Annotated in this window: 18 protein-coding genes and 1 other RNA gene; 14 read left to right on the top strand and 5 right to left on the bottom strand. The window is 41.0% G+C overall.

What is annotated here, in order from left to right:
• Positions 1–112: 112 nt before the first annotated feature.
• Positions 113–1,051 (bottom strand): hypothetical protein, encoded by a 939-nt coding sequence (locus AAHK14_RS00530; RefSeq protein ID WP_065255452.1) that lies wholly within the window; start codon positions 1,049–1,051, stop codon positions 113–115.
• A 152-nt stretch (positions 1,052–1,203) separates the two neighbouring features.
• On the opposite strand from AAHK14_RS00530, the gene AAHK14_RS00535 reads away from it, so the two are divergent.
• The gene (locus AAHK14_RS00535; RefSeq protein ID WP_065255453.1) at positions 1,204–1,977 is read left to right on the top strand and encodes a methyltransferase domain-containing protein; all 774 of its coding nucleotides are present in this window, start codon (positions 1,204–1,206) and stop codon (positions 1,975–1,977) included.
• 13 nt (positions 1,978–1,990) lie between these two features.
• On the opposite strand, the gene yiaA is transcribed toward AAHK14_RS00535, so the two are convergent.
• Complete coding sequence (yiaA, locus tag AAHK14_RS00540) at positions 1,991–2,455, bottom strand: inner membrane protein YiaA (RefSeq protein WP_065255537.1); 465 nt, start codon at positions 2,453–2,455, stop codon at positions 1,991–1,993.
• A gap of 229 nt (positions 2,456–2,684) precedes the next feature.
• Here yiaA and lon point away from each other — a divergent pair, with 229 nt between their 5' ends.
• The 11 genes from lon to AAHK14_RS00595 all read left to right on the top strand — a co-directional run bounded on the left by lon (position 2,685) and on the right by AAHK14_RS00595 (position 17,595).
• On the top strand, positions 2,685–5,099 hold the full coding sequence (gene lon / locus AAHK14_RS00545; RefSeq protein ID WP_065255454.1) for an endopeptidase La: 2,415 nt from the start codon (positions 2,685–2,687) through the stop codon (positions 5,097–5,099).
• 148 nt (positions 5,100–5,247) lie between these two features.
• Positions 5,248–6,042, top strand: a complete 795-nt coding sequence (locus tag AAHK14_RS00550) for a WG repeat-containing protein (RefSeq protein WP_065255455.1) — start codon at positions 5,248–5,250, stop codon at positions 6,040–6,042.
• A 12-nt stretch (positions 6,043–6,054) separates the two neighbouring features.
• A complete protein-coding gene (locus tag AAHK14_RS00555) occupies positions 6,055–6,645 on the top strand; it encodes a WG repeat-containing protein (RefSeq protein ID WP_065255456.1) in 591 nt (196 codons plus the stop codon).
• 14 nt (positions 6,646–6,659) lie between these two features.
• The gene (locus AAHK14_RS00560; protein ID WP_065255457.1) at positions 6,660–7,556 is read left to right on the top strand and encodes a WG repeat-containing protein; all 897 of its coding nucleotides are present in this window, start codon (positions 6,660–6,662) and stop codon (positions 7,554–7,556) included.
• Positions 7,557–7,650: 94 nt separating this feature from the next.
• On the top strand, positions 7,651–9,390 hold the full coding sequence (gene argS, locus AAHK14_RS00565; protein ID WP_065255458.1) for an arginine--tRNA ligase: 1,740 nt from the start codon (positions 7,651–7,653) through the stop codon (positions 9,388–9,390).
• Positions 9,391–9,598: 208 nt separating this feature from the next.
• Positions 9,599–10,015 (top strand): ASCH domain-containing protein, encoded by a 417-nt coding sequence (locus tag AAHK14_RS00570; RefSeq protein WP_197035879.1) that lies wholly within the window; start codon positions 9,599–9,601, stop codon positions 10,013–10,015.
• Positions 10,016–10,072: 57 nt separating this feature from the next.
• The gene (locus AAHK14_RS00575) at positions 10,073–11,575 is read left to right on the top strand and encodes a DUF3375 family protein (RefSeq protein WP_065255459.1); all 1,503 of its coding nucleotides are present in this window, start codon (positions 10,073–10,075) and stop codon (positions 11,573–11,575) included.
• Positions 11,576–11,587: 12 nt separating this feature from the next.
• On the top strand, positions 11,588–12,283 hold the full coding sequence (locus tag AAHK14_RS00580; protein ID WP_065255460.1) for a DUF4194 domain-containing protein: 696 nt from the start codon (positions 11,588–11,590) through the stop codon (positions 12,281–12,283).
• The gene (locus tag AAHK14_RS00585; protein ID WP_065255461.1) at positions 12,276–15,623 is read left to right on the top strand and encodes an ATP-binding protein; all 3,348 of its coding nucleotides are present in this window, start codon (positions 12,276–12,278) and stop codon (positions 15,621–15,623) included. Before AAHK14_RS00580 ends, AAHK14_RS00585 begins: the two co-directional genes overlap by 8 nt.
• Complete coding sequence (locus tag AAHK14_RS00590) at positions 15,620–16,885, top strand: Wadjet anti-phage system protein JetD domain-containing protein (RefSeq protein ID WP_194092507.1); 1,266 nt, start codon at positions 15,620–15,622, stop codon at positions 16,883–16,885. The genes AAHK14_RS00585 and AAHK14_RS00590 overlap by 4 nt, the downstream gene beginning before the upstream one ends.
• A gap of 287 nt (positions 16,886–17,172) precedes the next feature.
• Complete coding sequence (locus AAHK14_RS00595) at positions 17,173–17,595, top strand: S4 domain-containing protein (RefSeq protein WP_065255463.1); 423 nt, start codon at positions 17,173–17,175, stop codon at positions 17,593–17,595.
• A 212-nt stretch (positions 17,596–17,807) separates the two neighbouring features.
• Here the strand turns inward: AAHK14_RS00595 and ffs are convergent.
• Positions 17,808–17,904: signal recognition particle sRNA small type (ffs, locus tag AAHK14_RS00600), an RNA gene on the bottom strand.
• 221 nt (positions 17,905–18,125) lie between these two features.
• Here ffs and AAHK14_RS00605 point away from each other — a divergent pair.
• Positions 18,126–18,812, top strand: a complete 687-nt coding sequence (locus tag AAHK14_RS00605) for an SIMPL domain-containing protein (protein WP_172823624.1) — start codon at positions 18,126–18,128, stop codon at positions 18,810–18,812.
• 102 nt (positions 18,813–18,914) lie between these two features.
• Here AAHK14_RS00605 and AAHK14_RS00610 read toward each other — a convergent pair whose 3' ends face one another.
• A complete protein-coding gene (locus tag AAHK14_RS00610) occupies positions 18,915–19,745 on the bottom strand; it encodes an inositol monophosphatase family protein (RefSeq protein WP_065255465.1) in 831 nt (276 codons plus the stop codon).
• 121 nt (positions 19,746–19,866) lie between these two features.
• Entirely contained in the window at positions 19,867–20,388 is a 522-nt protein-coding gene (locus AAHK14_RS00615; protein ID WP_083108147.1) for a WG repeat-containing protein, read from the bottom strand.
• A 292-nt stretch (positions 20,389–20,680) separates the two neighbouring features.
• Here AAHK14_RS00615 and AAHK14_RS00620 point away from each other — a divergent pair, with 292 nt between their 5' ends.
• Positions 20,681–21,922 carry a hypothetical protein gene (locus AAHK14_RS00620; protein WP_062498984.1) on the top strand — a complete coding sequence of 414 codons (1,242 nt, stop codon included), beginning with the start codon at positions 20,681–20,683 and terminating at the stop codon, positions 21,920–21,922.
• Positions 21,923–21,984: the final 62 nt, after the last annotated feature.

Below are 21,984 nucleotides of genomic sequence, written 5' to 3' on the forward strand. Positions count from 1 at the left end.
CATTGATAACCGTATTTATAAAATGCGATGAATATTTGACTTTAAAAAGCACCACAAAAAATACCCCAAATCGCTTTGGGGTATTTGCCGTCTTTTACCTTATCACAAAAGATTAGTAAGTCTCATCCGTCTCAACGATGGTAATCTCGTTACTGGCGGGCTTTTCTGACTTAGGCTCGGGTTTGGGTTCAGGTTCAGGTTTAGGCTCGGTTTTAGGTTCGGCTGTTGGCTTGGACTCTGTTTGAGCTTGCAAATCCGCTTTTGGCTCTGTCTTGGGCTCTGCTTTGGGTTCCACGGTTTGTGGCACGCCACTTGGGACATCTTCGGGCTGTAAAATGGCTTCTTCGGGTGTGGGAACTTGGGGCAGTGGTGGTAGCTCCACAGGGCGGATTTGTACCGTTGGGGCGGGGATGATGTCACTTGATTCTTGACCGATGCGGGCGGTTTCACGTTTGGCATTGGCTTGGTTTTGGCGATTCATCGAACGCACCGCTGTCGCCATGGTCTCAGACGCCAGTGCGATGACGGGCGTATTGTTATCAATGGCAAGTGCTTCGCCATCCACTTGGAATACAAAATCCCCCACCAGACGATTGCCACCCATGAGACTCACGTCTTTTTCGATGGCTTGTTCTTCTAGGCTTGTCACGCCTGCCCCGCTAAATGTCTTATTGGCAGTCTCAATCTCTTGGCTGGGCAGGACAACATGAAGCTGTCCACGGCACTCGCCACCGACTTCGCTGATGTTTTGTAAGTCTATGTCTAGCCCCGACAGGCGTGCCTTTAACTGCAATGACAGCTCATCACTCGCCCCATTGCCCAGTCCACGCACAGATGCGGTATAAAGCTCATCACGCACAAGGCTGACGACACGGTTTTTTAGGCTGATGTCATCACAGACCACGGCAGGACGGTCGACCACTTCGGGGGTGGCAACTTCAATGTCTGCCTGTGCCTGTGGCTCGGGGCTGTCTTTTTTGGTGCAACCGACCATGCCAGTCAATGCAAGGGCAACGGCAGACACACAGGCTAAATGGTTAAACGTTTTCATGGCTTATCTCAAATTTGGTTTAAAATTTACTTATAAAATAACTTTAAAAAGTGGTCGCCACTTGATACAATGACGCCCAACAAGGCGGTATCATCAAGGCAAAACTTAGCCATTATAACACGCCAAACCCATTTGCCAAATTATTTTTTATCATGAATCAGCCCATCCCCCACCCCCATTTTAATGACCGTAATTTTAATGACATCGCCGACCATTTTGCCAAAAAAGTCTATGGCGGTCTAAAGGGTCAAATCCGCCTTGCCGTGTTGGAGCGGGATTTATCCGAGCATTTACCCGACCGTCCGCTTCGGGTGCTGGACGTAGGGGCAGGACTTGCCCAGATTAGCCTAAACCTTGCCACACGTCATGATGTAACTATCAGCGACATATCCGATGAGATGATACAAAAAGCCCGAGCCACCGCTTGTGAGCTTAACGTTTTGCCCCGCTTTATCGTGGCTCCTTATCAAGAACTCACACACCTTTTAAAAGGACAAAAATTTGACCTAATCCTATGCCATGCCGTCCTAGAATGGCTGGGCGAACCTGCCAAGATTATGGCGTTTTTTGATGAGTTTTTAGCCGATGATGGTTATTTGTCGTTGTGCTTTTATAATCCTGCCAGCATGATTTATCGTAACCTTATCATGGGTAATTTTTATCAATTAGCACGCCCCAAACCTGCCGACAACAAAAGCCTAACCCCAAACAACCCAGTCGCTTATGACACGGTCAAGTCATGGCTTGATGACAGGGGCTATACCACCCTTTGCCAGTCGGGGATACGGGTATTCTCTGATTATGCCCCACTCAAACGTGGCGGACACAATAACCCTGATGATGTCGTGGCGATGGAGCTTAACTATTCCCAAACCCACCCTTTTTGGCAAATGGGACGGTATTTACATATTTTGGCGAAAAGATAGGAGCTAAAAACACTTACTCTTTTTCCTTTGAAAAAACATCTTTTTCCAAAAAGACATCACCCTGCTCATAAGGATTTTCATGCTCCTTAACCGCTTGCAAATCCCGAATGTTCTTTTGAATGGTAATCACGGCAAAGAGCGACAAGGTAAACGCCATAAAATAATAACCCTTCTCGCTAAGTAGCAAAGTGGCGTTCCATAGCCCCACCGTCATGAGCAGTACCGCAAGCCCCAACGCCAGCCAACTAATGCCATAATAAATGCCCGATACAGGGATATTTTCTGCTTTATCACGAATGGTCTTTTGTAGGCTAATCGCCGCATACAGCCCCAATGCCAACACCGCAAAATAATAGCCCTTTTCGTTTAACATCATCTCAGCATTCCACAGACCGACCAAAAAGCCAAGCACACCCACACCCAGCACCGCCCAAGATGCACCGACATAAGCCGATGTTGGTTTATTAATGATTTGCATGGTTTTTTCCTTTTTAATTTGAATTTTAAAATTCATATATTAATTCATTAAATTGACTGTAATATAGCAAATTCTTTTTATATTGACAAGCGTACTTTGGACGGTCAATATGACTAATATTTAGGCAAATTATCTCTCATTTTATCAGAAAAACACCCAATCGCCTTGCAATTTGCCACGCCTGCCACCATAACAGGCTGACATTATAAGAATTTATTTGGAGTTTATCATGTCTGATAACCAAACCTTACCCCTACTTGCCGTGCGTGATGTCGTGGTCTATCCGCACATGCAAATTGCCCTATTTGTGGGGCGTGAGCAGTCCATTAACGCCATACAGCTTGCCGATGAGAGCTTTGATGGTCATCTGCTTGTGGTCTCACAAAAAGACTCGCTGTCAGAAGAGATTAACACCGACAATCTCTACCGCTTTGGCACGGTGTGCAGGGTCATTAGCACCATGCCCCACGACGCTGACGAAAACTGCCTAAAAGTACTCATCGAAGGACAGACTCGTGCCGAAGTGGCAGGCGTTGATATTGATGAGACACATAACGCTTTTGTGGCGGTGTTTCATGAACAGGCTGTTACCGACACGCTCAGCGATGATGACAAAGACGCTCACAAAAAGGTATTGATGGATTTCTTTGCCAACTTTGCCGAAGAAAACTTACGCAACGGGCGTGAGATTACCCGTGTGGCAGGCAAGATTAGCGACTTGACCGAACTCATGTACTTTATCGCCACTCGGGTGTCCATGCCCCTTGACAAGAAACAAACATTGCTTGAAAATGGCGACATCATGGATTATTACCACACGCTGACCGAGTTTTTTGTGAGCAATCATGCCGAGCAGTCGCTTGAAAATGAACTCCAAGAAACCGTGCGTAAGCAAATGGAAAATAATCATCGTGAGTATTTTTTAAATGAAAAAATGAAAGCGATTAAATCCGAGCTGTCCGATTTAAATGACGGAACAGACGAAGAAGATGGCGAGCTTGAAAAACGCCTAAAAGAAGCTGACTTGCCTGACGATGTCCGCAAAAAAGCCGAAACCGAATTTAAAAAGTTAAAGCAAATGCCCCCAAGCTCATCAGAGGCATCTGTCGTGCGTGGCTATGTGGAGTGGATACTAGACACTCCATGGAAAAAAGCAAGCAAGGTGTCTATTGACCTAAATAAAGCCAAAGAAACCCTAGACAAAGACCACTACGGACTAGATGATGTCAAAGACCGCATTGTTGAGTACCTAGCAGTGCAATCTCGTGTCAAAAAACTGCGTGGCCCTATCCTATGCCTAGTCGGGCCGCCAGGGGTTGGTAAAACATCGCTTGGCGAGAGCATCGCTCGTGCCACAGGACGTAAGTTTGTGCGTATGGCGTTGGGCGGGGTGCGTGATGAAGCTGAGATTCGTGGGCATAGACGTACCTATATCGGAGCGATGCCGGGCAAAATCGTGCAGTCCTTGGCAAAAGTAGAAGTGAAAAATCCGCTGTTTTTGCTTGATGAGATTGACAAAATGGCACAGGACTATCGTGGCGACCCTGCGTCTGCCTTGCTAGAAGTGCTTGACCCGTCTCAAAACAACAGCTTTAATGACCATTATCTTGACTTGGATTTGGATTTGTCGGAGGTGATGTTTATCTGTACTGCCAACAGCATGAACATACCGCCAGCCCTGCTTGACCGTATGGAAGTCATTCGCTTGCCCGGCTACACCGAAGACGAAAAAATGAACATCGCCCAAAATTATCTTACCCCCAAAGCCCTAGAACAAAACGGGCTTGGTAAAGATGAGCTGGATATTACCGATGATGCGGTGCTTAGCATTATCCGCCACTACACTCGTGAAGCAGGCGTGCGTAATTTGGAGCGTGAGATTAACAAAATCAGCCGTAAAGCGGTGCGTTCGCAAGTTGAGACTTATGGCATTAAGCCCAAAAAAGGCACAAAAATTGAGCCGTTATCGGTAACGGACGACAACATCGCTGATTATCTGGGTGTTAAGCCCTTTGACTTTGGGCTTGCCGAAAAAGAGCCAGAGATTGGGCGGATTACAGGGCTTGCGTGGACTTCGGTAGGCGGTGAGCTACTGACCATTGAGACCGCCACCATGCAGGGCAAGGGCGAGCTTGTCTTTACAGGGTCGCTTGGCGATGTCATGAAAGAGTCTATCCGTGCCGCCATGAGCGTGGTGCGAGCAGGGGGCGAACGCTTTGGTATCAGCTATGATAAGTTTAAAGACACCGACATTCATGTGCATATGCCCGAAGGTGCCACGCCAAAAGACGGCCCGTCCGCAGGTATCGCTCTGACCACCGCTTTGGTATCCGCCTTTACAGGCATTGCCATTCGTGCCGACATCGCCATGACGGGGGAAGTTACCTTGCGTGGTAAGGTGCTAAAAATCGGCGGTCTAAAAGAAAAACTGCTCGCCGCTCATCGTGGCGGTATCAAGCACGTGCTTATCCCCAAAGCCAACGAGCCTGACCTTGCCGACATTCCTGACAACGTCAAAGAAGGCTTGACCATTCAAGCGGTTGAGACCATTGATGAAGTCCTAAAAGTCGCCCTAGTCGCCCCACTTATGCCATTAAAGCCGAGCGTGGTCGTTAAGGCGGACGAGCAGACGTTAAGAAGCTGATTAAAAAGAAGCCTTAAAACACCCCAAAACCCTGTCCATTGGCAGGGTTTTTTGTGGGTACATTTTGGCTTGTCTCTTATCCCAAAATCCGCTAAGATAGGGAGGATTTCTCTTATTTTTTCCTAACTTATCTTAATTGGCGATAACCATGAAAAAACTTCTAACCCCCCTTATCATCACCCTATCCCTTTTACCCTTATCTGCTTTGGCGTGTGAAATGCCAAAGGTAACGGGGTATGATGGAGCTGGTTGTTTGCAAGACGGATTGGCGGTTGCAAAAAATAACAGCAAATACGGTTTTATTGACAAAACAGGCAAAGTGGTTATTCCTGTTCAATATGATTATGCTCGCAGTTTTTCAGAAGGCTTGGCACTCGTAGAACAAAATAATAAATATGGCTTTATTGACAAAACAGGTAAAGTGGTTATTCCCATTCAATATGATGATGCTTGGTCTTTTGCAGAAGGATTGGCAAATGTAAAGCAAAACGGCAAATGGGGTTTTATTGACAAAACAGGTGAAGTGGTTATTCCCATTCAATATGATGATGCTTGGGATTTTTCAGAAGGATTGGCAGGCATAGGGCAAAACGGTAAATGGGGTTTTATTGATAAAACAGGTCAAATCATTATTCCCATGCATTATGATAATGTTTTGAGCTTTTCAGAAGGATTGGCAAATGTAGAACAAGAAGGCAAATGGGGACATATTGACAAAACAGGCAGGGTGGTTGTGCCTATTCAATATGACTATATCGGGGAATTTTTAGAAGGTTTGGCAATCGCACAACAAAATTACAAGAGAGGATATATTGATAACACAGGCAATATTGTTATTCCTATTCAATATGATTATGCTTGGGATTTTAAAAATGGCAAAGCCCCAGTGAGACTAAATGGCGAAATCTTTCATATAGACAAAACAGGCAAACGCATTGATTAAAAGGATAAAATTATGAAAAAACTTCTAACCCCCCTTCTCATCGCCCTATCTCTTTTGCCCTTATCCGCTTTGGCGTGTGAAAGACCACAGGTGGTGGGGTATGATGTTGGTTGCTTGCAGGGTGGTTTGGCGACAGTATGGCAACAGGGCGAACAAGGTGTTGCTGATAAAACAGGTAACGTGGTTATCCCTGCTCAATATGATTTTGTCGGCTATTTTTCAGAAGACTTAGCAATCATAGAACAAAATAATAAATATGGCTATATTGATAAAACAGGCAAAATCGTTATTCCTATTCAATATGATGATGCTTGGCATTTTTCAGAAGGTTTGGCAAGCGTTAAACAAAATGACAAATGGGGATTTATTGATAAAACAGACGAAGTGATTGTCCCCTTTAAATATCAGATTGCTGGTCTTTTTGTTAATGGTTTGGCTGTTGTAGAATTAGATAACAAATATGGCTTTATTGATAAAACAGGCAAAATAGCCATACCTTTTCAATACGACTACGTTTCTTGGGGATTTGAAAATGGCAAAGCCGAAGTCTCATTAAACGGCGAAACCTTTTATGTCGACAAAACAGGCAAACGCATTAACTAACTAAGGATAAAATCATGAAACAACTTCTAAACCCCCTTATCATCGCCCTATCTCTTTTGCCCTTATCTGCTTTGGCGTGTGAAACGCCAAAGGTATCAGGGTATGATTTTGTTGATTGTTTAAAAGATAATTTGGCAATCGTAGAACAAAATGGCAAATACGGTTTTATTGATAAAACAGGTAAAGTGGTTACCCCTGTTCAATATGATTATGTTTGGAGCTTTTCAGAGGGCTTGGCAAGTGTGGAGCAAAACGGCAAATGGGGGTTTATTGATAAAACAGGAAAAATAGTTATTCCCATGCAATATGATTTTGTTTGGAATTTTTCAGAAGGTTTGGCAAGAGTGGAGCAAAATGATAAATACGGTTATATTGATAAAACAGGTGATGTGATTATTCCCATTCAATATGATTTTATTGAAAGATTTACAGAGAACGTGGCAAGAGCAAGACAAAACGGTAAATATGGGGTTATTGACACAGCAGGAAAAATAATCCTTCCCTTTGAGTATGATTTTATTTGGCATTTTTCAGAAGGTTTGGCATTCGTACAAAAAAATGAAAAATTGGGAGCTGCTAATAAAACAGGCAGAATTGTTATTCCCATTCAATACGATTTTGCTGACAGATTTGCAGAAGATTTGGCAAAAGTAAAACAAAATAATAAATGGGGATATATTGATAAAACAGGCAAAGTGGTTATTCCCTTTCAATATGATTGGGCATGGGATTTTTCAGACGGTTTGGCAGGAGTAAAACAGAATGGCAAATGGGGTTTTATAGATAAGTCAGGAAACATGGTCATGCCTGCTATCTATGATATGGTTCAAAGTTTTGAAAATGGCAATACCTTAGTAATACTAAACGGCGAAGCGTTTTATATAGACAAAACAGGCAAACGCCTAGACTAGTCCCCCAAGCGGTTTTGTGATGATTTTCCCCAAATCGCTAAATTTCTAGTATAATAACCCGTTTTAAGTTTTAACATCACTTTTAAGAGCCGTCATGACTATCCAATCCCTACTTCACACCCACCTACAAACCGCCATGATAAACGCAGGGGCAGATACAGGTACTGACCCCGTCATCAAGCAATCAGGCAAGCCCCAATTTGGCGACTACCAAGCCAATGGCGTGATGAGCGTTGCCAAAAAACTTGGCACCAACCCACGAGAATTTGCCCAAAAAGTGCTTGATGAGTTGGCAAACAGCCAAGCCTTAGACGGCATTGCCGACAAATTAGAAATCGCAGGGCCGGGCTTTATCAACATCTTTCTTGACAAAGAATTTCTTGCCAAGTCTGCCCACACCGCCCGCACGTCCGACCGCTTGGGCATTACGTCCGACCACACCGAGACGGTTGTCATTGATTATTCATCGCCAAACGTTGCCAAAGAGATGCACGTTGGGCATTTGCGTTCTACCATTATTGGCGACAGCTCGGTGCGTGTGCTTGAATTTTTGGGCGACACCGTCATTCGTGCCAACCATGTGGGCGACTGGGGAACGCAGTTTGGTATGCTCATCGCCTACCTTGAAAAAATGCAAAACGAAAACGCCTCCGACATGGAGCTATCCGACCTAGAAGCCTTTTATCGTGATGCCAAAGCGACTTATGACAATGATGAAGCCTTTGCCGAAAAAGCTCGTGGCTATGTGGTCAAGCTCCAAAGTGGCGATGAGTATTGTCTTGCCATGTGGCAAAAACTCGTTGCCATTACCATGAGCCAAAACCAAGCCAGTTACGAACGCCTAAACGTAACCCTAACAGACAAAGACATCATGGGCGAAAGCCTATATAACCCCATGCTCCCCGACATCGTCAAAACCCTAAAAGAAAAAGGCGTGGCGGTAGAAGATGACGGAGCGACCGTGGTGTATCTGCCTGAATTTAAAAACAAAGAAGGCGAGCCATTGGGTATCATCATTCAGAAAAAAGACGGCGGATTTTTGTACACCACCACCGACATCGCCGCCGCAAGCTACCGCTATCACACTTTGCACGCTGACCGTGCCATTGTCTATTCTGACACTCGTCAAGCCCAGCACATGGCACAGGCGTGGGCGATTGCACGGCTTGGCGGATTTGTGCCTGATACGTTCAAATTAGAACATCACAATTTTGGCATGATGCTTGGCAAAGACGGCAAACCGTTCAAAACTCGCACAGGCGGTACGGTCAAACTTGCCGACCTGCTTGATGAGGCGGTTGCCCGTGCCACCGTCTTGATAGACAGCAAAAACCCAGACGTAACTGCCGATGAGCGGACGGCACTCATTGATGCGGTTGCCATTGGGGCGGTCAAATATGCCGACCTATCCAAGCACCGCACGACCGATTATGTGTTTGATTGGGACAGTATGCTCAACTTTGAAGGCAACACCGCCCCTTATATGCAGTACGCTTACACCCGTGTGCGTTCTATTTTTGCCAAAGCAGGGGTAAATCCTGACACGCTAACTGGCGAGATTGTCATCACGGACGATAAAGAGCGAGCGTTGGCGGTCAAATTATTGCAATTTGAAGAAGCCCTACGCCAAGTCGCCAAAGACGGTACGCCCCATGTGTTGTGTGGCTATCTGTATGAATTAGCAGGAATTTTTTCATCGTTTTATGAAGCCTGCCCGATACTGTCGGCAGATGACGACATCAAAAACAGCCGTCTGCAATTGGCGGATTTGACCGCCAAGACCTTAAAAACGGGGTTGGATTTACTCGGTATTAAGACGGTTGAGAAAATGTAATTGATAAAATCACGATTGCCATTGGGATTGTCCTAATGGCGATTTTTTAAATTGGGAAAACCATGTTTGACAAATTTGGCAATATTATACTCAATTCACATCAAAATTATACAAAAAACCGTTCACCCTGAGCTTGTCGAAGGGTAACGGTTTTTCCTTATCATGTGGTTCGACAAGCTCACCACGAACGGAAAACCTTTGTTGCATTTTGAATAGAATTTGCTATAGCACCGACAATTTAGACATTACCGCCCTGCCCCATTGGTCATTTGGCGACAGTCCACAAATGGCGGATGAGCTTATAGGGCTTGTCCTAGACGGCAAAAAGCGAGCTACTTGCACCGCCCTGCATTGGCATTTGGACGAGCCAGTTTGCCCTGTTGGTAGCCTGCAAGTCATCACAGACGGACAAAACCGCCCACGCTGTGTTATCCAAAACACCGCCCAATTCATCATTCGCTTTTGTGATGTGGATGAAAAGTTGGCACGTCAAGAAGGTGAAGGGGATTTGTCGCTTGATTTTTGGCGGACGGCTCATCAAGAATTTTTTGAGCGGTTTGGGGTATTTGATGATAAAATGTGGCTGTTGTTTGAGACTTTTGATGTCATAGAAATCCTTGATTAGCCATTGCAAAATCATGCAATCATGCTATGATAATAAATCATTTATTATCCGCTTATCATGAATACGCCCACTTTAACGCTATCACGCCGTTATCATTTATTACGCCAAAGAAATGACACATGGCGATTATTAACCGCCAAACGTGCTCCTATTATTTTGGCATGTGCCGAACAATTATTCATGAGCCAAAATCAAACGCCCACCATGGATATGGCGGTGCAGTTATTAACCAATTGCTTTAATGAATTTATTCATGACAAGGAATTGATTGATAAAGACCCACGCACATTAGCCAAACAAGAATGGAGAGATTGGCTAAAACGTGGCTTAATCATAGAAAGAGATAATGAAGTTTTTGCAACCGATGCCCTGCAAAAAGCCATTTATTTTATCAAAGGCTTAGAAGATGATACCGTCATGACTTCTACGGCGTCAAGATTACAAACCGTCCAATCAGAAATAGAAAAAGCCTATATTCGCCTAAATCCCAATCAACAAGAAAGAGAACAATATCTCAAAAAACAAATAGACCTATTACATCAAGAATTAGCCAATGTTAAAAACGGCGATTTTGAATTATTAGATACGCATTCATCCAAAGAAATGCTCCAAAATATCTATGAACTTGCCATGAGTCTATATCATGATTTTCGCCGTGTGGAAGATTCTTATCGGCAAATGGATAAAGAACTAAGAGAAAAAGTCATTCGTGAACAATATCATCGTGGGCAGGTAATTCACACGTTATTGGATTATCATGATGAACTAATTAGCACGCCAGAAGGTCGGGTATTTCAAGGATTTAATCATGCTCTGCAACACAATCATATTGACGAACTCAATCATCAAATAAAACAACTGGTAGCATATAGCATTAGCCAAGATAGCCTAACACCCACTCAATTATTCAATTTATCCACGCTAATTAGCTCTTTAAATAAAGAAGCCAGTCAAGTCATTCGTGCCAAACAAAATATGGAAAAAGACGTTAGAAGTTTTATCCAAACAGACTTGGCAACCGAACATCACAGGGTCGGCGATTTATTAAATCAAATATTTAAAGAAGCTCTCAATATAGATTGGCAAGATAATAGCATCAAACACACGCCAAGTCATCTACCACCCATTGCCATTGAGTTAAATAAAATTGCCAGTATTGAGCGTTTTTTAATTCATGAATATAAAACAGATGACAATCATCAATTAAATCTAGATAATCAAAGCATTGATTTAAACAGCGTAGATTCATCATTTTGGCAAGCCTTGGACGGATTAGACAGGCAAGATTGGTTTGATAAAACCAAAGCCTTATTATCCCAATCAGATAAGCCCTTATCCATTGCTGATTTACACCAACAATTACCCATACCTGATAATTACGATTTAGAAGCGATTGCTTTATGGATTGAAATGGCGTGTCGCACATCATCCATATCGGACACTTATGAATATATTATTCTAAAACGCAATACAAATCATGATGAATTATGGCAATTTAAAGTACCTGTTATCGCCTTGCAAAAGCACCATTTTGATGAATTATCATTAGATGATATTTAAAAAAGGATTATTATGGATACGCAATTTCTTTATGATACCAACCAAACCTTAAAAAATGCCATCCAAGATTTATTAAAACATGGCTATATAGAAAAACATCAAAAGCCCAATATTTATCAACAGCTATTTGGCAATATAGACTTTATCAATGCTTATTTGTCCATCATGGATTTATCAATGCACATTGACGATATTCGTGGTGTTATTTATGTTGGTGTCTATCAAAAAATTTATGATATCATTATTGATGATACGACAAATCATGAAACTCATGATGAAAATAACCATGATGACAATCCAGTTAATAATAGACATAGCCCAATATCGTCTTATGATGAAATGTGGTCGCACCCTTTTATTCGCCGTCAAAGATTAACCTTGCACCAGTCTTTATTAATGGCGATTTTAAGAAAAAAATTTGTGGAAATAGAAAGTCAAAGCGGTGTTGGTACAAATACAGTTTGGGCAGATTTTGATGACCTAAAAAACCAATATTTTTCTTATATTATCCATAGTGGCAGTGAAAAAAGTGATGATGATTCTTTAAAACGCTTATTATCCCAATTAAAAGACTATGGCATTATTGGCGATATGGACGAACAAGGCAAAATTATCATTCGCCCCCTAATCGCCCATTTGGCAAATCCTGAAAATCTTGGTCAATTTTTAATGCAATTAAAAAATCTAAATGGAGCATATGATGAATAATGGCAGTTATTTTTTACATCAAATAGATGTCTATAATTGGGGCGGTTTTTATGGATTGCACACCGCTCATATTGATAAAGAAGGCACGGCGATTATTGGGCAAACAGGCAGTGGCAAAACCACACTCATTGATGCCTTGATGACTTTATTAGTTGCCAAGCCTTATTACAATCTTGCGTCCACAGGCGGACATGAGAGCGATAGGGATTTGATGAGTTATATTCGTGGCATTGCCAATCCAGATGATAAAGACGACACCAATCGCACAGGCAAAACCATAACAGCAATTCGTGCTTATTTTTATCCCATTAAGACAGATTTATCAACACAAATTTATCAGCAAGAGTTATTTGGCGATAATACTTTTGTTAGTCAAAACCAACCAAAAAATACCGTCCAACTAACTGCCATTTTTTGGATAGACAGTAATAGCAATCATGCCAAAGACAGAAATGATTTATGGATATTTTCTCATGATGATTTTTCTTTAAAAGACTACATTCAAGAATTTCATCAAAGTGGCAAACGTGGCTTTAAGGCATGGATTAAAAATCATGACAATATTCATGTATTTGACAGCAAAAGCAGTTATTTATCAAAAGTCCAAAACTTTTTTGATGTATCAGACAATGCCTTTAAATTATTAAATCGCACCGTGGGCTTAAAGCAATTAAACAGCATTGATGAGATATTTCGTGAATTGGTATTAGACGATGAGTCTTTATTTGAAAAGGCTAATGACATCATCACGCAATTTGATGATTTAAGTCAAATACGCCAAGATGTACAAACCGCCAAAAAACAACAACAATCTTTATTGCCACTTAGAAATCTACAAAAACAGTGGCAAGAAAATGACAATCAAATAACGCACATTAATGCTTTGATTGATTATTTGCCCATTTGGTATAACTATCACGCTCATGGTATTTATGATAACATTCAAAAAGAACTAAAAATAGATAATGAGCAATTAAAAATAACACTAAATCACGCCGAACAAGAAAAAGAAAATACCAAACAACAAAAAGAGTTATTGCAGAGCCAATATTATCAAAAAGGCGGTAATGACATTACTCATCTAAAAAGACAGATAGAGCAAACCAAAAAAGACCTTGATAAAACTTCTAAATATCATAAGCAATATCTCTCGCTTATTCGTTATTTTGGTTTGACTTATCAAGACAGCCAACAAGACTTTTTGAAAAATAAAGAGCAATTAGCCAATATCCAAGAACAAATTCGTCAAAACATTGACAATACAACCCAAGAATTGCATGAAATCGGTGCAAAAAGACACTCTCATCAAAATGACATCACAAACATCAACGCACAATTAAATGAAGCCAAAAAACAAACATCTAATATTCCCTTAGAATTTATCAAATTTAAAGAGAGCCTTGCCGAGCATTTAAATATCGCTTGTGATGAATTGTATTATTTGGCAGAATTGATAGAAGTGCAAGACAAAGCATGGCAAGGGGCGATTGAGCGAGCCATAGGCAGTCATCGCCTAAGATTATTTGTGCCAGAACATCTCACACAATCAGCATTGGCATGGGTAAATCATCGCCAAAACCGCTTGCACGTGCGTTTATTTAGTGCCACAAATACACCCACTCACAAAGAGATATTTCATGACAGCTTTATTTATAAATTAACCATTAAAGACAACCATTTGTCATTATCAGTATTTCATGTATTGACTGACATTGATAGGCATTGTGTGAATGATACCAATGCCCTGCAACATACCCCACACGCCATGACCAAAGAAGGCTTGATGTCCAATAAAAAACATTATTTTGACAAACAAGACCAAAAATCCCTAAAAGATGATTGGCTAACAGGATTTGATAATAAAAATTTGGTTCATCAATTAAGCACTAAATTAAAACAATCAACTGATGAATACAAAATAGCCGATCAACAATATCAGAATTTATCCGATGCAATCAAAGAATTAAATGATAAAGAGCGAAGCATTATATTATTAAAAGACATGGCATTTGATGATATTGATGTTATTTCATTATCAAACACACTTAATAATCTCAATCGTCATTATCAAGAATTAACCAAACCCGATAGCGATTTGGCAAAATTAATTAGACAAATTGATGACTTAGACCATGAAATTAACAACCAAGAAAATCTAATTACAGACATCACGGTAGAGTTAAAAGAAAATGAAAAAGACATCAAAAAATACACCCAAGAGATTGATAAAATTAGCCATTTCTTTAATAACATCAATATGAAAGAAATCATCACTCACAAAAACTTTATCACCTTAAAAGAGTATTGCCCGCCAATCAATAAAGACAATATTCACAATATTGACAAGGAAAGATTGGCATCTTATGAAAAACTAAATCATCAAAAAGACGATTATCAACGCCAAAAAAATGAATATGAAAAAAGCATTGTCTCACAAATGGGAAAAGCCAAAAATGCAGATACAGGCAGTCTTAGCGAATGTGGCACACAGATGATTGATTTGCCTGAGTATTTGACACGGCTTGATTATTTAGAAAGCGAAGGCTTGCCCACTCAGGAGAAAAAGTTTAATGAATATCTGGTATCGTCATCTACCGACAGCGTAGGACAATTATTAAAAGCCATTGAATATCAAGTTGGCGACATCAAAGAGCGTATTGACAAATTAAATCATGTATTAAAAAGTGTGGATTTTGATAAAAATAAATATTTAAGATTAAATACTAAGCCTGTTATTCATCAGTCTTTATTAGAATTTGAGCAAGCCAAAAAGAAATTGGAAGGTTTTTATTTAAACATCAAAACTGATAATACCGAAGGGCATTATTTAGCCCTAAAACAGCTCATTGATTTATTAAGTCAAGCCGTGGATAAAAAACACACGTTATCGGCACGCTCTTTATTGGATGCACGGTTTAGATTGCAGTTTTCTATTTCGGTCATGTCCAGAATGGATGATACTGAATTGAGCAGTTTTGTTGGCTCACAGCGTGGCAGTGGCGGTGAAAAAGAAATCATCGCCAGTTATGTTTTAACCGCATCTTTAAGTTATGCTCTAAACCCAAAAGGCATGAGCCTACCTACATTCTCCACCATTATTTTGGATGAAGCCTTTTCAAAAAGCTCGCAAGTGGTTGCAGGGCGTATTGTGAATGCAATTTGGGCATTTGGCTTACATCCTTTATTTGTTACACCAAATAAAGAAATGCGACTATTAAGACAATATACCAAAAGTGCGATATTGGTACACAGATTGGGTAAATATGCCAGTATTCAAAGTTATTCTTGGGAGCGATTACAACAAGAAGCCGATAAAATAAATCAGGAAAAACAATCATGACACGTTTAAAAAGCCCTGATGATATTATCAATATTCTGCACAAAGATTGGCAAAATAAATCCAAAAGAATAGACGGACTATTAAATCATCATTATCCCATAACCATCAAGATTGGTACGCCAACCGCCAATGATTTAAAAAATCATTTGGCTATGGTGCGTGAGCATTTTATCATATGGCATAATTTTGAAAAAGAAATCTTAAATCATGGCAATATCGCACTTATTTGGCAAAATAAAAAATATCAATCCTTAGGCAATGTAGATTATCCTGATTATCTACAACTTAATTCTTATCAAGACTGGCTTTTTTTATTAAAAACAAGACAGACAGAAACCGCCAAACAATTATCATGGGTAATTGATTTATTAGAACACGAATATATCAAACATCATTTATCTAAACATGATGATTTAACCTTTCATCAATTAACCTTAATCATCACTTCTGATAAATACTATGATGAATCCGTGGACACCATGGTTAGCATTATTATTTTAGCAAAATATCTTGACAAACATATCATGGCAGGATATTCATTAAGAAGTTTTGACATCAATACCATTATCAATCGTTGTGCAGAATCCGAAAAACATTATCTTTACAAAAGTCATTTTGACAGTAAATTTTTTGAGCGTTATACTTATCTATTTGAGCAATTATTGGAATTAAGATTTGCCAATGAAGTAAAAAGCGTGGGTCTTGCCCATTTTTTGGGCGTGGATAATAACACCCATTGGCTGTTATTATCCGAATGCTGTGATGAGCCTTTGTATTTGCCATTTTCACAGATTTATGCTCCCCACCATGAATTAGACCCTGATAAAATTATTTGCGATAATATTTTAATCGTTGAAAATAAACACAGTCTAAAACAATTGCCAACACTAAAAAATACATTGGTGATATTAGGAGCAGGCAATAATCTATCATGGTTAAAAAATAAATCATGGCAACACAAAAAACTCTATTATTGGGGCGATATAGACACATGGGGCATGGCGATATTGGCAAAAGCACAAACTTACCAATCTCATATTACACCCATATTAATGAATCACGATATATTAAATGCCCATCGCCATAAAATCGTTCCCGAACCAAAAAGCATAGAAAATATACCAACAGGATTAAATGATGTACAGTTGGCATTATTTCATCATCTCAAAAACAATCAAATACGCCTTGAACAAGAATTTATTGAGCTTGATTATGTACGCTCTACAATGATAGAATTGGGACTGCATCTTAGGGCGTGTTAAACATTGATAACATTCTTATAAAATAAGATGAACATTGAACGCTTTTATCAATTTTTGCATGAAAAATAGCTATCCGACCACTTAACTGTGTGATTTTAAGATTTTTTACTTAATTTTTAAAATTAAGTGGTCGGATTGTTTTTCATAATAAAATTTGTCTGATAGAATGACTATCAACCTGCGTTTTTTCCTTGAAAAACGTGCGATTCCCCTGCTTTTTTAAACAGGCATTTTTCATTGCAAATACCAATATTCAACACGCCCTATTTAAATAGTTGAGACAATTTATGACAAACAAAAACGCCAATCAAGAACCCCAAACCCTAAATAAAGTCCGTGCCGACAAATGGCTATGGGCGGCACGATTTTTTCGCACTCGCACCCTTGCCAAAGAAGCGATAGAAGGCGGAAAAGTCCACATGAACGGTCAAAAAATCAAAACAAGCAAAGAGCTACAAGTGGGCGACACCCTAACCATTCGCCAAGGTCATGCCAGCGTCCAAGAACAAAAAACCATTGTTATCAAAGCCTTATCGGACAATCGGGGCAATGCCACCATTGCCCAAACGCTGTACGATGAGACAGACGAGAGCATTGCCACCCGAGAGTTTTTTGCCGAGCAACGCAAATTACAAAACCTTGCCAGACCGTCCACCAAGCCTGATAAAAAACAGCGTCGGGACATTGAGAGATTTAAAAATAATTGGTGAAGATTATGCGTAGGAATGTAGCAAAGGAATAGTATAGGATAGATTACCCCATTCTCAACTATATAGATGCTTGATTTATCAAGGGCGAATTGCAATTCACCCCTACAACTTACAAAATAATTAACTAATAAATCAATAGAATTACAATTTTAAGTTAGGATTGGGGCATATATTACAAAAAGAGAATTGCCAAATTTTGGGCAAAAAAATGACTTCATCAGCACATCTTCGGCACACTTTGGGATTACTACCGTTGCTACCTTCCGGTCCTGGCGGGGTTCATAAATCAAAGTTGCGAAGCTACCGATGAAGCCGAGAGTAATTATACATGAATTTTTAAAAAATGCAAGAAAATTTTCTGGATTTTATCAGTTTAAAAACACTCAAACTCCACAAATAATTTTAAAAAATAAATCCACACTATTTGTTAAATAAAAGCAATAATCAGATACAAATTAGCACAACAATCAAGAATAAACTGTATTACAATAAGTTTGTTTTTTATGTTATATTCTATCACGGAGTCACTCATGCGTGCATTCACACTACCTTTACTGCTCGGTCTGGCACTGGCAGGCACTCACGCCCACGCCCAAAGCTACAACCAAATCAGCTTTAATGTCGAGACTGCTAAAACTATCGCCAACGATGAGCTGACTGCCACGCTCACTAAATCAGCGGACAACGCCAATGCCAAAACGTTGGCAAATACCTTAAACACCACCGCCAACAAAGCCCTAGCCATCGCCCAAAAATACCCCAATGTCAAAGTCACCACAGGTCGCCATCACACCTACCCACGCTATGACAACAAAGGCAAAATCAATGGCTTTACAGGCTCATCATCAGTCAACATCCAAAGCCAAAACTTCGAAGAAGCCAGTGAACTCATCGCTGAGCTACAAGGCTTTATGACGCTTAGCAGTCTTGATTTTGGCGTGTCCGAAGCTACCCAAAAGGCGGTAGAAAATGAACTCAAAGCCCAAACCATCCAAAAATTCACCGATGAAGCCAAAACCATCAGCACCGCCTTTGGGGCGAGCGATTATAGAATTGTAAAAGTGAATTTGAATAATGCTGGCGGTCGTTTTAGTGTCAGTCCCATGATGTATGCTGCGGCTGCAGCACCCGAAAGCTCGGTCTCTGCCCAAAGTTATGAAGGCGGTGAAAGTCGTCTTAATTATGAAGCCCAAGGCGTGATTGAGTTGGTTAAATAATATTCATCAGTTTAGGATGGGCATGCCTTAGTCCAGTCAAAAAAACCACCAAATGCCTTGTTTGGTGGTTTTTTGATTTTTTAATATAATGTTAATATCTTATCACGCCAATGCATTTTCCCATGTCGGGATGACCGCTTGCATGAGTGGTTTTAACAGTTTGGCATTACAGGCAAAGACCGAACCTGTACGCATGGCGTTGTTTGCCCCTTTGTGGTCAACCACCACCGCTCTGGCTTCACTGGCAATCAGCTCGCCTGCACACACGTCCCACGGCTTGATACTCATCTCAAAATAGCCATCAAAACGCCCTGCCGCCACATAGCACAAATCCAATGCCGCCGACCCTGTGCGACGAACCTGTCCGCCCTGCTCACAAATCACCGCCAAACTGGTAAAGTGCTGACGGATAAAGCTCGTGCGAGTCTCGCCCGTCATACGCTCGTAAGGGTGTCCTGTGGTGAACAGTCCGCCTGCTATCGTGGTACGCTCTGAGACCGACAGACGACGCTGGTTCAATCTCGCCCCACGTCCACGACTGGCAGTAAACAGCTCATCACGCACAGGGTCATAGACCACGCCATGTTCGGTCACGCCTTTATGTTGAATGCCGATAGACACACAAAAATGCGGTACGCCATGCACGAAGTTCTGTGTGCCATCTAGTGGGTCAATGACAAAGCACCAATCAGCGTCCGCCCCTTTGCCTTCTTGTAAACCAAACTCTTCGCCCAAAAATGAGTGCTTAGGATAGCTTTCTTTTAACAAAGAAATGGTCAGCTCTTCGGCATAACGGTCAATCTTCGTTACCAAGCCATCAAGCCCTTTGGACTCAACACCCAAATCAATACGATGACGGTTCTCATGAGCCTTTAAAATCTCATAACCGACTTTTTTCGCCACTTCGGACGCAATCACCACCATAGGTTCCATAACACACCTTACAAACGTTTATTGAATTTAAATAATGCTTTTGCATTCATCATGCAAAGACGACCATTATAGCCCAAAATGGGCAAAATTGCGACCAAAATTTGCCACTTGCCAAATTAACCTAGTAACTTGGTTCTGGTATCACAGGCTCACCAGAGAGCAGTTCATGAGCCAAATCCACGGCAGGCACATCGACCGTATCAGGTATTGGCATGACAGGTGTCTCATCTAGCACCCTTTGACCCTGCCCATCCACCATAAAATACTCATCATCCCTGCGAACCAATGCCGTGCCATTTTTAAAAAACCCCACATCATCATATTTGAGTGGCACCACCAGCAGTCCTTGATGATTGATAAAACCAAACTTATCTCGGTATTTTACCTTTGCCAGCTGATTATCAAATTCGCCAATCTCATCAAACATGAGTGGCACGATGATAATCCCCCTATCGTCCATCATGCCGTATTTGCCGTTTTGGGCGACTTTTATTAGCCCGTCCCAGACACATTCAAGACTATCATGCTCGGTACTATCTTTGGGCATGATACATTCATGAGCCATTGCCGTGTGGCTCACTCCCAAAACAAACATCAGAAACATTACAGGGAATTTAATCATTGGCATGGATAATCGTGTCATGGAAAATGGCGTCAGTCAATCAAGCAATCATCAATAAATTTTATCAAACTTTATTCATCAATGCCACTTATTAGCATTCATTGCCATTTGTCACTGCCAAATCCATGTCTGTTTTTCCTTAATTTGCCCTATTTTATCATTTTATGTTATAATTTCATATTTTTTTATGATAGATAACCCACCATAAAACGCTCATTTTGGTCAAGATTTGCAATCCAGACCCGCTTTGCAAATCTTTGCTTATCACAGTTTTATGTAGAGTTTTGGGGCATGTAAAGTTTTAAGGTTTTTTATGAATTACAAACGCATTATCATGATTGCATTGGCATATGTCGGTGTGGTTACAGGGGCAGGACTGTCATCTGGTCAAGAAGTTTTTCAGTACTTTGTCAATTTTGGTACAATTGGTTTGGTTGGTGTGGTGCTTGTTGGCATTTTACACGCCATTTTTGGGCGGATTATTTTGACACTCGGCTCATACTACCGAGCTCGTGAACACAGTGCGGTTTTAGAGCGAATTACGGGCAAATTGGTGTACCGCCTGTTGGATATTTCACTGATTTTGAGTGGATTTGTGCTGGGCTTTGTGATGATTGCAGGGGCTGGGGCGAATCTAAACCAAGAGTTTGGTCTGCCCACATGGGTTGGGGCATTGCTCTGCTCGGTGTTGGTCGTCGTTGTGAGTATGATGAACTTTGAACGTGTTACCCAAGCCATTGGTGTATTTACGCCCATCATTGTGGGAATTATTGTGTTGCTTGCCATTTATACATTTTGGGGAAAATCTTATGATTGGGTAGCCTTAGATGGTTTTGCCAAAACCTTGCCAAAGGCTCTGCCAAATATTTGGGTGTCAGTCGTCAACTACTATGCCATTTGTATCATGGCAGCGGCGGCGATGTCCTTTGTGCTGGGCGGTAATGAGATGTATGTTGGCGAGGCGGGGCGAGGCGGACTGATTGGTGGAGCTATTATTGGCGTGATTACCACTTGCACCGCCTTTATCTTACTTGCCAACATTGAGCTTGCCAGTCAAGTTGCCATTCCCATGCAAGCCTTAGTCGCCCAAATCCATCCCATCTTTGGCACATTCATGTCAATCATCATTTTTGGCATGATTTTTAATACCGCCATCAGTTTGTATTATTCACTGGCAAAACGTTTTTCAGGAGCGGATGATGTTCGCTTTAAAAAGCTCATGGTCATCTTTGTGGCGGTCGGTTTTGGGCTAAGTTTTGCAGGCTTTAAAACACTCGTGGCGACTGTATTTCCGATTTTGGGCTATATTGGCATGCTCATGCTGTTGGTCTTGACAACCACTTGGATAAAAAATCGCCACATCATCAAAGAAGAACGCCTACGTCGCCGTCAAATCTTTGACCTTATGGTACAAAAACACGATGATGACCAACATTTTGACAAAACCCATCAAAAACACTTGGATGGTCTGATTGACAAATCAGTGCTGGATAATGATGATTTACGTCAACAAATGCGTGATATGGCAAAAGAGCATTTAGACGATAAGAGATGATTGGGTTTTGTGGTTTTTTAAAAGATGATATTTTGTCAGGGTAAATATGATTTGCCCCGACA

The organism is Moraxella sp. K1664 (assembly GCF_039693965.1).
Classification (GTDB): Bacteria; Pseudomonadota; Gammaproteobacteria; order Pseudomonadales; family Moraxellaceae; genus Moraxella.